This window comes from Streptomyces sp. CNT372 (assembly GCF_000377145.1).
The window spans coordinates 272,955-289,024 of sequence record NZ_KB897778.1; the positions used below are offsets into that span (position 1 = coordinate 272,955).

General features: G+C 74.5%; 13 protein-coding genes. 8 read left to right on the forward strand and 5 right to left on the reverse strand.

Annotated features, from left to right (window positions below; genetic code table 11):
• The first annotated feature begins 16 nt into the window (after positions 1-16).
• Together iolD and mmsA are read left to right on the forward strand one after the other, a co-directional pair.
• On the forward strand, positions 17-1,951 hold the full coding sequence (iolD, locus tag C593_RS0106560) for a 3D-(3,5/4)-trihydroxycyclohexane-1,2-dione acylhydrolase (decyclizing) (RefSeq protein WP_018846499.1): 1,935 nt from the start codon (positions 17-19) through the stop codon (positions 1,949-1,951).
• 31 nt (positions 1,952-1,982) lie between these two features.
• Positions 1,983-3,485, forward strand: coding sequence for a CoA-acylating methylmalonate-semialdehyde dehydrogenase (gene mmsA, locus C593_RS0106565; RefSeq protein ID WP_018846500.1), 1,503 nt, complete (start codon positions 1,983-1,985; stop codon positions 3,483-3,485).
• A gap of 92 nt (positions 3,486-3,577) precedes the next feature.
• Here mmsA and C593_RS0106570 read toward each other — a convergent pair whose 3' ends face one another.
• Positions 3,578-4,768 carry a S8 family peptidase gene (locus C593_RS0106570; RefSeq protein WP_020610242.1) on the reverse strand — a complete coding sequence of 397 codons (1,191 nt, stop codon included), beginning with the start codon at positions 4,766-4,768 and terminating at the stop codon, positions 3,578-3,580.
• A 345-nt stretch (positions 4,769-5,113) separates the two neighbouring features.
• On the opposite strand from C593_RS0106570, the gene C593_RS33615 reads away from it, so the two are divergent.
• The 5 genes from C593_RS33615 (at position 5,114) to C593_RS0106595 (ending at position 12,375) form a co-directional block, all read left to right on the forward strand.
• Positions 5,114-8,350, forward strand: coding sequence for an alpha/beta fold hydrolase (locus C593_RS33615; RefSeq protein ID WP_018846502.1), 3,237 nt, complete (start codon positions 5,114-5,116; stop codon positions 8,348-8,350).
• Complete coding sequence (locus C593_RS0106580) at positions 8,347-9,282, forward strand: ABC transporter permease (RefSeq protein ID WP_018846503.1); 936 nt, start codon at positions 8,347-8,349, stop codon at positions 9,280-9,282. The genes C593_RS33615 and C593_RS0106580 overlap by 4 nt, the downstream gene beginning before the upstream one ends.
• A 146-nt stretch (positions 9,283-9,428) precedes the next feature.
• Positions 9,429-11,075 carry a YfbK domain-containing protein gene (locus tag C593_RS0106585; protein ID WP_051093628.1) on the forward strand — a complete coding sequence of 549 codons (1,647 nt, stop codon included), beginning with the start codon at positions 9,429-9,431 and terminating at the stop codon, positions 11,073-11,075.
• A gap of 207 nt (positions 11,076-11,282) precedes the next feature.
• Positions 11,283-11,756: an anthrone oxygenase family protein gene (locus tag C593_RS0106590; RefSeq protein ID WP_018846505.1), complete on the forward strand. Its 474-nt coding sequence runs from the start codon at positions 11,283-11,285 to the stop codon at positions 11,754-11,756.
• A 127-nt stretch (positions 11,757-11,883) separates the two neighbouring features.
• Positions 11,884-12,375: a nuclear transport factor 2 family protein gene (locus tag C593_RS0106595; protein WP_018846506.1), complete on the forward strand. Its 492-nt coding sequence runs from the start codon at positions 11,884-11,886 to the stop codon at positions 12,373-12,375.
• Positions 12,376-12,435: 60 nt separating this feature from the next.
• Here C593_RS0106595 and C593_RS32910 read toward each other — a convergent pair whose 3' ends face one another.
• The 4 genes from C593_RS32910 to C593_RS0106615 form a co-directional block, all read right to left on the reverse strand.
• Entirely contained in the window at positions 12,436-12,597 is a 162-nt protein-coding gene (locus C593_RS32910; protein WP_018846507.1) for a hypothetical protein, read from the reverse strand.
• Between the two features lie 131 nt (positions 12,598-12,728).
• Positions 12,729-13,679 (reverse strand): MBL fold metallo-hydrolase, encoded by a 951-nt coding sequence (locus C593_RS0106605; protein ID WP_018846508.1) that lies wholly within the window; start codon positions 13,677-13,679, stop codon positions 12,729-12,731.
• Entirely contained in the window at positions 13,676-14,356 is a 681-nt protein-coding gene (locus C593_RS0106610) for a flavin reductase family protein (RefSeq protein WP_018846509.1), read from the reverse strand. Before C593_RS0106610 ends, C593_RS0106605 begins: the two co-directional genes overlap by 4 nt.
• A 55-nt stretch (positions 14,357-14,411) precedes the next feature.
• Complete coding sequence (locus tag C593_RS0106615; protein WP_018846510.1) at positions 14,412-15,257, reverse strand: SDR family NAD(P)-dependent oxidoreductase; 846 nt, start codon at positions 15,255-15,257, stop codon at positions 14,412-14,414.
• 210 nt (positions 15,258-15,467) lie between these two features.
• On the opposite strand from C593_RS0106615, the gene C593_RS0106620 reads away from it, so the two are divergent.
• The gene (locus C593_RS0106620) at positions 15,468-15,938 is read left to right on the forward strand and encodes an SRPBCC family protein (RefSeq protein WP_026277424.1); all 471 of its coding nucleotides are present in this window, start codon (positions 15,468-15,470) and stop codon (positions 15,936-15,938) included.
• Positions 15,939-16,070: the final 132 nt, after the last annotated feature.

Here is a 16,070-nt window from a genome sequence, read left to right on the forward strand (position 1 = left end):
ACACCCGATGACTCCCATGACACCCGTGACGCGGGCGGCGGGGACCGTCCGGCTCACCACCGCGCAGGCCCTGGTGCGCTTCCTCGCCGCCCAGTACACCGAACGGGACGGCCGCCGGCAGCGCCTGATCGCCGCCACCTGGGGCATCTTCGGCCACGGCAACGTCGCGGGCCTCGGCCAGGCCCTCCTGGAGTCGGGCGCCGCGGCCGACAGCCCCTGGGACGCCCCCCGACCGGGCGCGATGCCCTTCGTCCAGGGCCGCAACGAACAGGCCATGGTCCACGCGGCCGTCGGCTTCGCCCGCCAGGCCCGCCGCCTCGCCACTCACGCCGTGACCACCTCCATCGGCCCCGGCGCCACCAACCTCGTCACCGGCGCCGCCCTCGCCACGATCAACCGGCTGCCCGTGCTGCTCCTCCCCGGCGACGTGTTCGCCACCCGCCCCGCCGACCCCGTCCTCCAGCAGCTCGAAGCCGCCGGCGCGGGCGACGTGTCCGTCAACGACGCGCTGCGGCCCGTCTCCCGCTGGTTCGACCGGGTCACCCGCCCCGAGGCCCTGGTCCCGGCCGCCCTCCAGGCGATGCGCGTCCTCACCGACCCCGCCGGCACCGGGGCCGTGACCCTCGCCCTCCCGCAGGACGTGCAGGCCGAGGCGTACGACTGGCCCGCCGGGTTCCTCGCCGAGCGGGTCTGGCCCGTGCGCAGGCCCCGGCCCGACGCGGACGCCCTCGCCGAGGCCGCCCGCGCGGTCCGGGCCGCACGCCGCCCGCTGCTCGTCGCCGGCGGCGGCATCCGGCACAGCGAGGCCGAGGCGGCGCTGCGCGCCCTCGTGGACGCCACCGGCATCCCCGTAGCCGCCACCCAGGCGGGCAAGGGCGCCCTCCCGTACGACCACCCGTGCGACCTGGGCGGCATCGGGCACACCGGCACCGCCCCGGCGGACGAGCTGGCGCGCACCGCGGACCTGGTGATCGGCGTCGGCACCCGCTGGACCGACTTCACCACCGCCTCGTCCACCCTCTTCGCCGGCCCCGGCGTCCGCTTCGTCAACATCAACGTCACCGGCTCCGACGCGCACAAGATGGCCGGGCTGGCCGTCGTCGCCGACGCCCGGGCCGCGCTGGAGGAGCTGACCGCCGCCCTCGCCGGGCACACCGTCGACCCCGCCCACCGGGCCGCGTACACGGCCGCCAAGGAGGAGTGGGAGAAGCGGGTCACGATCGCGCTCGCCGCGCCCCAGCCGGACGCGGCCCCCACCCAGACCCAGGTCCTCGGCTTGCTGGACGAGCTGGTCACGGGCGAGGACATCCTGATCAACGCGGCCGGCTCCCTCCCCGGCGACCTGCACAAACTCTGGCGCACCCGGTCCGCCGACCAGTACCACGTCGAGTACGGCTACTCCTGTATGGGCTATGAGATCCCGGCCGCGATCGGCACCGCGATGGCCGCCCCGGGCCGCCCGGTGTGGGCGCTGGTCGGCGACGGCACCTATCTGATGAACCCGACCGAGCTGGTCACCGCCGTCCAGGAGGGCGTCCCGGTCCGCGTGGTGATCCTCGACAACCACGGGTACGCCTCGATCGGCGCCCTCTCCGAGACGGTCGGCGGGGAGGGGTTCGGCACCGCCTACCGGGAGCGCGGCCGCCCCGGCGGACCCTTCGACGGCCCGCCGCTGCCGCTGGACCTGGCCGCCAACGCGGCCTCCCTCGGCATGCACACGATCCGCGCCCGGACCGTGCGTGACCTGCGGGAAGCCCTCGCCGAGGCCCGCGCCGCCGACCGGCCCACATGTGTCTACGTCGAGACCGAAACGCCCGACACTGTGTCGGGCCCGCCCGCGGCACAGGCGTGGTGGGATGTTCCGGTGGCCGAGACCGCGACCCGCCCGTCGGCGGTCACGGCGCGCGAGGAGTACGACCGGAACGTCGCGGCCCGACGCCGCCACCTCTGATCTCCGAGGGACTCGAAGGAGCTTTTTCGCCATGACGAAGACCGTCAACCACTGGATCGGTGGCAAGACCGTCGAGGGCGCGTCCGGGAACTGGGGTCCGGTCACCGACCCGGCCACCGGCGCGGAGACCACGCGGGTCGCGCTCGCCTCGGCCGCCGAGGTCGACGCGGCCGTGGCCGCCGCCAAGGAGGCCTACGCGACCTGGGGCACCTCCTCCCTCGCCCAGCGCACCGCGGTCCTGTTCCGCTACCGGGCCCTGCTCGACGCCCGCCGGGACGACATCGCGGCCCTGATCACCGCCGAGCACGGCAAGGTCCACTCCGACGCCCTCGGCGAGGTCGCGCGCGGTCTGGAGATCGTGGAGCTGGCCTGCGGGATCACCACCCAGCTCAAGGGCGAGCTGTCCACCCAGGTGTCCAGCCGGGTCGACGTCGCCGCGATCCGCCAGCCGCTCGGTGTCGTCGCGGGCATCACGCCGTTCAACTTCCCGGCGATGGTGCCGATGTGGATGTTCCCGCTGGCCATCGCCTGCGGCAACACCTTCGTCCTCAAGCCCAGCGAGAAGGACCCGTCCGCCGCCAACCTGCTCGCCGAACTGGCCGCCGAGGCGGGCCTGCCCGACGGCGTCCTCAACGTGGTCCACGGGGACAAGGTGGCCGTGGACGCGCTCCTCGCGCACCCGGACGTGGCGGCCGTCTCCTTCGTGGGCTCCACCCCGATCGCCCGCTACATCCACACCACCGCCTCGGCCAACGGCAAGCGTGTGCAGGCCCTCGGCGGCGCGAAGAACCACATGCTGGTCCTCCCCGACGCCGACCTGGACGCGGCCGCCGACGCCGCCGTCTCCGCCGCGTACGGCTCGGCCGGCGAGCGCTGCATGGCCATCTCGGCGGTCGTCGCGGTGGGCGCGGTCGGTGACGAGCTGGTGGCGAAGATCCGCGAGCGCGCCGAGAAGATCGTGATCGGCCCCGGCACCGACCCGGTCTCCGAGATGGGCCCGCTGATCACCAGGGCGCACCGCGACAAGGTCGCCTCCTACGTCACGGGCGCCGCCGCCCAGGGCGCCGAGGTCGTCCTCGACGGCACCGGCCACACCGTCGAGGGCTACGAGGACGGCCACTGGATCGGCCTCTCCCTCCTCGACAAGGTGTCCACCGACTCCGACGCCTACCGCGACGAGATCTTCGGCCCGGTGCTGTGCGTGCTGCGCGCCGAGACCTACGAGGAGGGCGTGGCCCTCATCAACGCCTCCCCGTTCGGCAACGGCACCGCGATCTTCACCCGCGACGGCGGCGCGGCCCGCCGCTTCCAGCTGGAGATCCAGGCCGGCATGGTCGGCGTGAACGTGCCGATCCCGGTGCCGGTGGGCTACCACTCCTTCGGCGGCTGGAAGGACTCCCTCTTCGGCGACCACCACATCTACGGGAACGACGGCGTCCACTTCTACACCCGCGGCAAGGTCGTCACCACCCGCTGGCCGGACCCGGCGGATGCGCCCTCGGGCGTGGACCTGGGCTTCCCCCGCAACCACTGACCCCCGCAAGGCCGTTGCCCACGCGCCACCGCCCCGGGGTGGGGCGGTGGCGCGCCGCCGTCTCGGGCCCGCTGTCGTGAGATGACGGAAAATCAGAAGCGGGAGTACAGCAGCTTGTTCGGGGAGCCGGTGCGCGGGTCCGTGACCTTGCCGTTCGTCGCGTTGCCGACGATGGCGTCGCGGACCTGGGCCGGAGTGGCGGTCGGGTTGGCGGCCAGGTGGAGGGCGGCCACGCCCGCGGTGTGCGGAGCGGCCATGGAGGTGCCCGAGACGGTGCTGGTGGCCGTGTCGTTGTCCTTCCAGGCCGAGGTGACGTTCACACCGGGCGCGAAGACGTCCAGGCAGGTGCCGAAGTTGGAGAAGGAGGCCCGGCGGTCCGCGCTGTCCGTGGCGCCGACCGTGATCGCCTCGGGGACGCGGGCGGGTGAGTAGTTGCAGGCGTTCGCCGGCCAGCCCAGGATCGGTATGCCGTTGCCGGCCGCGACGGAGTAGCTGACGCCGGAGGCGATGGACCGCTTGACCGCGTTGTCCAGCGAGGTGTTGGCCCCGCCGCCGAGGCTCATGTTGGCGACGGCCGGCTTCTTCGCGTTGGCGGTCACCCAGTCGACGCCCGCGATGACGGCCGCGTTGGTGCCGGAGCCGTTGCAGTCGAGGACGCGGACCGCGATCAGGTTCACGCCCTTGGCGACACCGTAGGTCTTGCCGCCGACCGTGCCGGCGACATGGGTCCCGTGGCCCTGGCAGTCCTGCCCGTTCCGCCCGTCGCCCACGGTGTCCGTGCCGACGCTCGCCCGCCCGCCGAACTCGCTGTGGGAGGTGCGGATTCCGGTGTCGATGATGTAGGCGTTCACCCCGGCCGCCGGGGTGTCGTAGGTGTATGTGGTCGACAGCGGCAGATCGCGCTGGTCGATCCGGTCCAGGCCCCAGGTGGCGTTGGGCTGGGTGTCGTTGACGCGGACGATGGCGTTCTGCTCGACGTACGCCACGCGCGGATCGGCGGCCAGCGCCTTGGCCCGGGCCGGGGACATGGTGGCGGAGAAGCCCTGGAGCACGGTGCGGTAGGTGTGGCGGGCGGTGACTCCGAGGTCGGCGGCCCGGGTGGTGCCGTCCTTCAGGACGACGATCCAGCTGTTCTCGACGGCGGTGGCAGTGGGGGCGAGACGAAGGTCGCCGGCACTCGCGCTGTGCGCGGTGGGGGATGCGGCGAACTGGAGACCGGCCGCGAGGGCGACGGCGGGAACCAGTGTCCCGAGGCGGCGGACTGCTGCTCTCATCTCGTGCACCTGACCTTTCTTTGACCGTTCACGGACAAGGACGGCGTGCATCGTGCCAGGCGGAGCGGTTGCGTCGACCAGGGTCTCGTGATGTGACCTGTGCCACAAGATGAGTTCATGACAAAAACTGGCCTGCGGGGGTCTCAGCAACTCCGCTTTATCTGTGGGGAGTTGAGGTCTCCCGGACCGGTCCGGGAGCTGTGCAGCTGGGATGCCCGTGCCGTGAAGATCCGTTCGCCCCGTCCCGTACCGCGGTTGGTGTAGGCGGCGGCCGGTGTGTACTACCTGAGGAGGCCGTTCGGCTCCCCCCATCGGCAGCCGAGGGCCCCCGGGGATTCCGCTTAGGGTTCAGGCATGCAGATCCGACTTCCCCGGCCCGCCGCCCGGGGCCGCTGGCTCGCGGGCGTCGCGGCTTTCGCCGTCCTCGCGGGCGCGGGCACCTGGACCGCCGTCGCCGACGACTCCGACCCCGAGGTGCAGCGCGAGGACCGGGTCCACGACATGCCCGGCGCGAAGATCGACACCTCGTACTTCACCACCGGGGGCGACGCCCGCCGCCCCGCCGTCCTCATCGGCCACGGCTTCGGCGGCAGCAAGGACGATGTGCGCGCGCAGGCGGAGCAGCTCGCCCGCGACGGGTACGCGGTGCTGACCTGGTCCGCGCGCGGCTTCGGGAACTCCACCGGGCGGATCGGGCTGAACGACCCCGACCACGAGGTCAAGGACGTCTCCCGGCTGATCGACTGGCTCGCGGAGCGGCCCGAGGTCCGCCTCGACGGCGACGGCGACCCCCGGGTGGGGATCACCGGCTCCTCCTACGGCGGCGCGATCTCGCTGCTCGGGGCGGGGTACGACCGGCGGGTGGACGCGATCGCACCGCAGATCACGTACTGGAACCTCGCGGACGCGCTGTTCCCGGACGGGGTCTTCAAGAAGCTCTGGGCGGGGATCTTCTTCTCCACGGGTTCGGTGGCGGGCGGCGGCCTGCCGGGCGTCAACCCGCCCGGGGGTGAGCGGCCCGGCGGCGAGGCGCCGGCCGGCGAGCCGCCGTCGGGCGAACGCGCGGACGGCGCCGACGGCGCCGCGCGCTCGGGCGGCCGGGACGGTGGGGACGCGCAGGCGTCCGCCCCGGACCGGGCCGCCGGCACGGACGCGGCCGGCTCCGGAGCCGCCTCCCGCCCGGCGGCGGAGGGCGAAGCCGGTGCGGCCGGTGGCGGCAGCGCCGACCGGGCCGCCGGCACGGACACCGCCCGCCCGGACCGGGCCGCGGCGGCGAGTGACGACGCCCCCGCGCGCGACGACGCCCGCGCCGACGACAAGGCCCCCGCGCGCGACGACGCCCCCGCCGGCCCCGACGGCAACCGTGCCGCGGGCACCGCCACTCCCGCCAGCCCCGACGACGCCCGCGCCGACGACAAGGCCCCCGCGCGCGACGACGCCCCCGCCGGCCCCGACGGCAACCGTGCCGCGGGCACCGCCACTCCCGCCAGCCCCGACGACGCCCGCGCCGACGACAAGGCCCCCGCGCGCGACGACGCCCCCGCCGGCGACCGCGCCGCCACTCCCGCCAACCCCGCCGGCTGCGGCCGCTTCGCGCCCGAGCTGTGCGCGATGTACGAGCGCGTCGCCGTCGCCGGGCAGCCCGACGCGGCGGCGCGGAAGCTGCTGGAGGCGCGCAGCCCCTCCGCCGTCGGCGACCGGATCGACGTCCCGACCCTGATCGTCCAGGGCCAGTCCGACTCCCTCTTCCCGCTCTCCCACGCCGACGCCATCGCCACGGCCGTCGCCCGCAACGGCGGCCCCGTCGCCGTCGACTGGATCGCGGGCGGGCACGACGGCGGCGACCGGGAGACCGCCCGTGTCGAGGGCCGGATCGGCGCCTGGTTCGACCGCCACCTCAAGGGCGACGAGAGCGCGGACACCGGCCCCGCCTTCCGCGTCAGCCGCACCGGCGGAGTCGACTCCACCGACGGGCAGGCCACCCTGCGCGGCGCGAGCGCCGACCGCTACCCGGGGCTCTCCGCCGGCCCCCGCGAGTTCCCCCTCGCCGGCCGTGAGCAGACCTTCAGCAACCCGGCCGGCGCCACCCCGCCCGCCATCTCCGCCGTCCCCGGCCTCAGCGGCGGCGCGGGCGCGCTCTCCTCGCTCGGCGTCGGCCTCTCCCTCGACTTCCCCGGCCAGTACGCGGCCTTCACCTCCGGCCCCGTCGACCGGGCCGTCCGCGTCACCGGCTCGCCGCGCGTCACCGCCACCGTCGGCTCGGACACCGGCGACGCCGTGCTCTTCGCCAAGGTCTACGACGTGGGCCCGGACGGGCGGCAGCAGGTGCTGCCCTCCCAACTCGTCGCCCCCGTACGCGTCGAGGACGCCGGCGAGGGCCGGAAGGTCACCCTGACCCTCCCGGCCGTCGACCACGAGATCGACGCCGGGCACCGGCTGCGGCTCGTGCTCTCCGCGACCGACCTCGGCTACGCCTCGCCCGCCGAGCCCGCCGCGTACACCGTCTCCCTGGACGGCCCGCTGGCCGTGCCCACCGCGCCCGCCGTGACCACCCGGGCCACCGGCTTCGCCTCCTGGGTGTGGGCCCTGCCGCTGGGCGGCGCGCTCCTCGCCGCCGTCCTGCTGGTCACCGCGCGCCGCCGGGCCGCCGCCCCCGCGCCCGACCCGGAGCGGGCGGACGTCCCGCTGGAGATCACCGGCCTGACCAAGCGCTACGCCGGGTCCTCGGACCGGTACGCGGTCCGGGACCTCTCCTTCCGGGTCGAGAAGGGCCAGGTCCTCGGCCTCCTCGGGCCGAACGGCGCGGGCAAGACCACCACCCTGCGGATGCTGATGGGCCTCATCCGGCCCGACGAGGGCGAGATCCGCGTCTTCGGCCACGCGATCCGGCCGGGCGCGCCCGTGCTCTCCCGGGTCGGCGCGTTCGTCGAGGGTGCGGGCTTCCTGCCGCACCTGTCCGGGCGGGAGAACCTGGAGCTGTACTGGCGGGCCACCGGCCGCCCCGCCGAGGACGCGCACCTGGCGGAGGCACTGGAGATCGCCGGCCTCGGCGACGCCCTCGCCCGCGCCGTGCGCACCTACTCCCAGGGCATGCGGCAACGGCTCGCCATCGCGCAGGCCATGCTCGGTCTGCCGGACCTGCTGATCCTCGACGAGCCGACGAACGGACTCGACCCGCCGCAGATCCGCGAGATGCGGGACGTGATGATCCGGTACGCGGCCGGGGGCCGGACCGTCATCGTCTCCAGCCACCTCCTCTCGGAGGTCGAGCAGTCCTGCACGCACCTGGTGGTCATGGACCGCGGACGGCTGGTCCAGGCCGGGCCGGTCGCCGAGATCACCGGCGAGAGCGACACCCTGCTGGTCACCGTCGACGGCGAGCTGCCCGACCCGGTGGTCGAGAAGTTCGCCGCGCTGCCGGGCATCGGCTCGGTCGCGCGGGTGGACGAGGGGCTGCTGGTGCGACTGGACGGCACGAGCGCCACCGCGATGATCGCCGAACTGGTCCGGCTCGACGTCCCGGTCACGGGCGTCGGCCCGCACCGCCGCCTGGAGGACGCGTTCCTCACCCTGATCGGAGGCTCCGCATGAGCACGCCCGCAGTCCGGTCCGCCGACGCGGACACCGGCGGCGCCGACGGCCCTTCCGGGGCCGGGAGCGCCCCCGGCGCCGGGGCGGCGACCGCCGCCGGCTACCGGCCCGGGCACACCCTGCCGCTGCGGGTCGAGGCCGTCCGGCAGCTCAAGCGGCGCCGCACGCAGGTCATGGCGGGCATCCTGACCGCCCTGCCGTTCATCCTGATCGCCGCGTTCGCCATCGGCGGCAGCCCCGACGAGGACGGCGGCGGCAGCCGGATCAACCTGATGGACACGGCGACGGCGTCCGGCGCGAACTTCGCCGCCACCTGCCTGTTCGTCTCGGCCGGCTTCCTGCTGGTGATCCCGGTGGCGCTGTTCCACGGCGACACCGTCGCCTCGGAGGCGAGCTGGTCCTCACTGCGCTACCTGCTGGCCGCGCCCGTCCCCCGTACCCGCCTGCTCTGGTCCAAGCTCGCGGTCGCGCTCTCCTTCAGCGCGGCGGCCATGGTCCTGCTCCCCCTGGTCGGCCTGGCGGCGGGCACCGTCGCCTACGGCTGGGGCCCGCTGAAGCTGCCCACCGGCGGTTCGCTGGCGGCCGCGGACTCGCTGGGGCGGCTCGCGGTGGTCGTCGCCTTCGTCTTCGTCTCCCAACTGGTCACCGCGGGGCTCGCGTTCTGGCTGTCCACCAAGACCGACGCACCACTCGGCGCGGTCGGCGGCGCGGTCGGCCTCACCATCGTGGGCAATGTCCTCGACGCGGTGACCGCCCTCGGCGACTGGCGCGAAGTCCTCCCCGCCCACTGGCAGTTCGCCTGGATCGACGCCCTCCAGCCGCAACTGGAGTGGTCCGGGATGGTCAAGGGCGCGTCGGTGTCGGTGACGTACGCGCTGGTGCTGTTCGCGCTGGCGTTCCGGAACTTCTCGCGCAAGGACATCGTGTCGTAGGGCGCGCGACGCGGCGAAGAGTTCGTACCGGGGCCTGTCCCCACCCCGTTGCCGCATCGAGACGCTTCCGCAACCCTCTCGACGGCTCCGTCCGGCGTTCTCGCACGTCACATTCACCAGTGCCGACTACGCGAGGGGGATGCGGGATGACGTTCCGTGGGGAGACGCACAGCGGGCGGGGAAGCAGGGCAGGGCGGGCCGCGGTGGCGGTGGTGCTGGCGGCGGGGGCGGCGCTGACGGCGGCCTGCTCCGGGGCCGGGTCCGGCAGTTCGGACGCCGCGGGGAACCGCGAGGCGGCCCCCGTGGTACCCGACGGGGGGAACGGCGCGCCCGCCACCGGGGCGCCGGACGGGGCGGCCCGGGAGGACGCCGCGCCGGAGAAGGAGCGCGAGAAGGCGCCGCCCGCCGACTACCTGTCCACCTTCGCGCTCGACGTGGACACCGCCTCGTACCACTACACGCGGCGGGTGCTGAAGGACGGCGGGACGCCCCGGCCGGACCAGGTGCGGCCGGAGGAGTTCGTCAACAGCTTCCGCCAGGACTACCCGAGGCCGAAGGGCAACGGTTTCTCCGTGACGGTCGACGGGGCACGGCCGGGCGGTGGGACGGAGGCCGCGTCCGAGGGCGAGATCAAGGACGGCGGGAGCGGCGACGAACCCCACGGCTCGGCTGCCGCCGGCGACTCCTGGTCCCTGGTCCGGGTCGGACTGGCCACGGCCCCCGCCCCCGACCCGCGTGAACGCCCGCCCGCCGCGCTCACCTTCGTGGTCGACGTCTCCGGCTCGATGGGGGAGCCGGGACGGCTCGACCTCGTGCAGAAGTCCCTCGGCACGCTCACCGACCAGCTCCGCGACGACGACTCGATCGCCGTGGTCACCTTCAGCGGCGAGGCCGAGACCGTGCTGCCGATGACCCGGCTCAAGGGCAACCGCGACCGCGTGCACGGCCTCGTCGAGGACCTGGCCCCCGGCTCGTCCACCAACGTGGAGGACGGGGTCACCACCGGCTACGACACCGCCGTCGAGGGCCACCGCAAGGGCGCCACCAACCGGGTCGTGCTGCTCTCCGACGCGCTCGCCAACACCGGCTCCACCGAGGCGGACACCATCCTGGAGCGGATCGAGGACGCCCGCCGGGAGCACGGCATCACCCTCTTCGGCGTCGGTGTGGGCAGCGACTACGGGGACGCGCTGATGGAACGCCTCGCGGACAGGGGGGACGGGCACACCACCTATGTCTCCACCCCCGAGGACGCCCGCAAGGTCTTCGTCGACCAGCTCCCCGCGCACATCGAGCTGAAGGCGCGGGACGCCAAGGCGCAGGTCGCCTTCGACCCGGCGACCGTCCGGCAGTTCAAGCTCATCGGATACGAGAACCGGGCCGTCGCCGACGAGGACTTCCGGAACGACCGCGTGGACGGCGGCGAGGTCGGACCCGGGCACACGGTGACCGCCCTGTACGCGGTGCGGCTGCGGGAGGGCGCGCGCGGGCACGTCGCCACGGCCACGGTCCGCTGGCTGGACCCGAAGACCCGCGCGCCGCACGAGGAGTCGGGCTCGGTGGAGACCGGTGAGGTGGACGGGAAGCTGTGGGGCGGGGCGTCGGAGCGATTCCAGGTGACCGCGGTGGCCGCGTACTTCGCCGAGTCCCTGCGCGGTGGGACGCTCCCGGGCGCACCGGGGCTGGAGACCCTGGAGCGCCGGGCCCGGTCGCTGGCCGCCGCGACGGAGGACGAGGCGGTGGCGGACCTGGCCGACGCGATCGGGCAGGCGTCCCGCCGGACGGCGGACTGACGCTGGCCGGACTGACGCTGGCCGGACTGTCGCGCACCGGACCGTCGGTGGCGGGCGCGGCAGGTGGCGGTGGGCGGCCCGTGGCGGTGGGCGGCCCGTGGCGCGGGGGCTCCGCGCCACGCACGCGCCACGGGCCCGGGACCTGCCCGCCGCCGCGCCGGTCGACCCGGGCAGCGGGCGGGTCTCCGGCGCGTCATGATGTGGCGCATGCCGACCCTGCTGCTCGCCCTCGCCGTCGTCTCCACCGGCCTCTACGCCGGCTTCATGCTGATCTTCCTGACCGGTGTGATGCCCGGCCTCGCCCGGCTGACCGACGAGCAGTTCGTGCCCGCGATGCGGCGCCTCAACGAGACCGTCCCGCGCGGGGTGTTCCTCCTCGTCTTCGGGGCGGTGGTGGTCTTCCCGGCCGCCGCGCTCTTCGTCCCCGAGGACGGGCGGGGCGCGGCGGACCGCTGGCTGGTCGCCGCCGCCCTGGTGTGCGCGGTGCTGAACCATGTCGTCACCATCACCGGCAACATCCCCCTCAACAACGCCCTGGCTGCCTCAAAGCACGCGTCCCCGCCGGTCCCGGACCGGCAGGTGCGGGCCGCGTTCGAGGGCCGGTGGAACCGCTTCCACCTCGTCCGCACCCTGCTGATCCTGGCCTCCTTCGGGCTCCTGGCCGCCGTCGCGGTCCGCTGAGCCGGGTGCCCGCCGGCGCGTCGCACGGGCCCGCTGTCGAGCGTTCCCCCAGCGGTCCTGCACCGGCGCACGGCAGTGTGGGCCGCCGACAGGGCCCACAGGAGCGGTCCTCGCGAAGGGAGTTGCCATGTCGGAGTCGGTCGGTACGGACAGCGCCGCGGCGGCCGGAGGGATCGGCACCCTGCACCGGCCCGTGTCCGGGGACCTCTACGCCGAGGTGCAGACGTTCTACGCACGGCAGATGCGCAAGGTGGACGCCCTCGACATCGCCGGGTTCGCCGACACCTTCACCGAGGACGGCGAGGTCGTCCACGCGGGTGGCCAGCGGCAGCAGGGGCGTGCGGAGATGATCGCCGGGATGCGGGCCGCGCTGCCGCGCTACCGGGACATCGCGGTCCGGCACTGGTTCGGCCACCTGCTGATCGAGACCGACCCGGCGGACGAGGACACGATAAGGGTCTCCTACTACACCCTGGTCACCCAGACCGACCGCGAGGGCAAGGTGTCCTTCCAGCCGACGTTCACCGTGGACGACGTCCTGGTGCGTGTCGACGGCCGGCTGCTGACGCGGTCCCGGGTCATCCACCGTGACACGCCCGTCGAGCCCCCTGCTGCCTGATCACCTTCCCGTCTCATGGGTGAGGGGCCCCGCGGGGCCCCTCACCCATGAGACGTACCGTCAGTCGATGCCCCGGCAGATGTGCGGCTCGCTCCCGTCGTCGTCCGGGTCGCCCGCGAGGATCCGCGGCTCCCACAGGAACTCCCCCGCCGGCGCCGTCCGGCTCCGGGTGACCGCCACCGGGGCCTCTGTGCGGCGCTCCAGCACGCTGGTCGCTGTCATGTCCCTCTCCTTCCGGTCGTGCTCGGTCCGCTCGGTGCGCGCTCCTCCCGTCCGCTCCCGGCTGCCGTGTCCCGGCCGCCGTTCCTCGCATGCCGTGTCCCGAATGCCGTGTCCCGGCAGCCGTGCCGTGCTCAGGCGTGGCAGGCGGGGAGCCCACCGTGGAAGGCCACCATCTCCTTGAAGGAGGCGGCCACGTCGATCCGCGCGCCGGGCGGCAGACCGCCCAGTTCCGCGTAGGCCCGGTGCAGGTTCCCCACCAGCCGCTCCGGGTCGGCCAGGGAGGCGAAGGCGCCCGCGTCGGCCCGTTCGGCGGCCTCCAGCGGGGTGAGCCCCTCGCGCCGGCCGTCCTCCGCGAGCCGCTGGATCCAGCGCAGATACGCCTCCGTGGCGTCGATGAGCTCCACCCCGCCGACCGGCCCGTGACCCGGGACGACCACCTCGGGGCGGAGCGAGCGCAGCCGGTCGAGCGCCTGGAAGGAGCCGGAGATCGAGCCCATCAGGACGTACGGGGTGACGCCCGACCACACCACGTCGCCGGTGAACAGCACCGAGCGCTCCGGGACCCAGGCCACCACATCGTTGGCGGTATGTGCCGGGCCCACATGGAGGAGTTCCACCCGCAGGTCCTCGGCCCGCAGGGTCAGCGCGCCGCGGAAGGTGAGGGTGGGCAGGGTCAGGGGGGTCTCGCCCCAGGCCACGTCCGGCCAGAGCTGCCGCAGGCCGAGGCCCGCCTCCTCGGTGTCGGCGCGGGTGCCCTCGTGGGCGACGATCACCGCACGGGGGGCGAACTGGCCGTTGCCGAAGGTGTGGTCGCCGTGGAAGTGGGTGTTGACCACGAAGTCGGGGCCGCCCGGCACGATCCGCTCGACCTCCTCGCGCAGCCGCCGGGTCCGGGCCTCGGTCGCCGCCGTGTCGACCAGGACGCTGCGGCCCCGGCCCGCGACCAGTCCCGCGTTGTTGAGGCACCAGCCGCCGTCGGGCTGGACGAAGGCGTACACCCCCTCGGCCACCTCCGTCAGGGACGGCGGCACCGCCGCGGGGGCGGCGGGGGTGACCGGGGTGGTGTCGGTGTCGGTGCTCATGCGGCGGCCTCCGGCCGGGACGGGGGCAGCCTCTCGAAGCGGCCCTGGTGGAAGACGAGGGGGGCGGACGCGCGCGGTCCGCAGGTCAGCGCCACGACCCGGCCGAGGAAGAGCACATGGTCGCCCGCCTCGTGCGCGGTGTGCAGCACGCATTCGAGGGACGCCTCGGCCGCCGGGAGGACCGCGTGGCCGCTGGCGCCCCGGACCGCGCCGAGCCGGCGCATCGCGGCCCGGCCCTCCGGTCGCCCGGAGCGGCTGAACTCCTTTGCCAGTTCGCGCTGTTCCTCGCCCAGCACGTTCACGGCGAAGCCGCCGCCGTCGGCGATCAGCGGGCGCAGCCGCCCCTCGGAGCGCACCGAGACCAGGATCAGCAGCGGGTCGAGCGAGACGGAGGTCAGGCTGTTGAGCGTCATGGCCGCGGTGTCGTCGCCGCTGCCGTGGGTGAGCAGGGCGACCCCGGTGGGGAAGCGGCCGATCGCCGCGCGGTACGCGGCGGGGTCGGGCGCCTCACCGGGCACGCCCGGCACCGCGCCGGGCGTGCCCGGTGCGGTGCCGGGCGTGGTGCCCGGCGCGGTGGTGCCCGGCGCGGTGGTGCCCGGCGTTGTGTGCGGCGCGCCCAGGGGTGCGGCGCGCGGAGTGGGGCGTGCGGTGGTGCGCGGGGTGGTGAGGGGGCTCATGGGGGCGGCTCCGTTTCTGCTCGCGCGGCCGGCCGGGTGCGGGCGCGGGAGCCCATCAGTAGTTGCCGAGGCCGCCGCAGACGTTCATCGCCTGCGCGGTGATGGAGGCGGCCGTGTCGGACACCAGGTAGCCGACCAGTCCGGCGACCTCCTCCGGGGTGGAGTAACGGCCCAGCGGGATCTTGGCGTTGAACTTCTCCTGGATCTCCTGCTCGCTCACCCCGAAGTGGCCCGCGTAGCCCTGGCGCACCCGCTGGGCCATCGGCGTCTCCACGTACCCGGGGCAGACGGCGTTGACCGTGATGCCGGACTGTGCAAGCTCCTTGCCGACCGCCTTGGTGAAGCCGATGACGCCGTGCTTGGACGCCGAGTAGGGGGCCGCCAGCTCCACGCCCTGCTTGCCGCCGGTGGAGGCGATGTTGACGATCCGGCCCCAGTCGCCGTCCCGCATCAGGCCGGTGGACAGCACCTCGCGGGTGACCCGGAAGGTGGCGTTCAGGTTGGTCTCGATCACGTCGTCCCACAGGCCGTCGGCTATCTCGGCGGTGACCCCGCCGCCGCCCCGGCCCGCGTTGTTGACCAGGATGTCGATGCGGCCGTACTCGGCGACGGCGGCCCGGACCGCGGCGCCGATCTGCTCGACGGAGGTCACGTCGCACACCGTGCCGGCCACCTCCAGCCCTTCGCCGCGCAGCCGCTTGACGAGGGCGCGTACGCTCTCCTCGCTGCGGGCCACGCCGAAGACGGCGGTGCCCTGGCGGGCCAGCAGTTCGGTCACCGCGAGACCGATCCCGCTGGTGGCCCCGGTCACGAAGGCGACGCGGCGCACCGCGCGCTCCTTGGCCGCTCCCTGGTCCGCACCCTGCTCGGTCGCCCGCTCGGTCCGCTGCTCGGTCGTCATCGCGTCTCTCCCCTGTTCGTCGGCTCGGCGCCGTGGTGGGGACGACCGTGAACCCGCAACCTTGCGGACCGCTCGGCCCGGGCCGGAGTACCGCTGGGGCCCCTCGCGGCACCCGCCCCCTCGACCGGTGTTCCACGCGGGGTCCACGCCCGGTCCAGCGCGATCGGTGAGCGTCGGGTCGTCCAGCGTCGGACCTACCGAGGAGGGCGTGTGCCCGAGCAGCAGACGATTCCTGACGTGAGGAAGTCGGTGACCGTGGCGGCCACGCCCGAGCACTGCTTCAAGGTGTTCACCGAGCGCCCCAAGGACTGGTGGCCGCCGAGCCACGTCCTGCTGAAGAAGGAGCGGGTCGGCCTGGCCTTCGAGCCTGGTGTGGGCGGCCACTACTACGAGTGGGACGTCGAGGGGAACCGCATCGACTGGGGCCGGGTCCTGGAGTGGGAGCCGGGCCGCCGGCTCGTCATGACCTGGCGTATCGACGCCAACTGGCAGTCCATCCCGGACGACGAGCGGGCCAGCCGTATCGAGGTCGACTTCACGCGGGTGGACGACACCCACACCCGGGTCGAGCTGGCGCACGTCGCCCTGGAGCGCCACGGCGAGGGCGCCGACCGCATCTTCAAGGCCCTGGACGGACCGAGCCCCGGCGAGACGCTGGAGCTGTTCGCCAAGGCGATCTGAACCGGCGGGCGCCGCGGCGGCCCGGGGCTCCCGGCCCCGGGCCCCGCGCGCCGTACCGGCACCGAACCCGCGCGCCGTACCGGCACCGAACCCGCGCGCCGTACCGGCACCGAACCCGCGCGCCGTACCGGC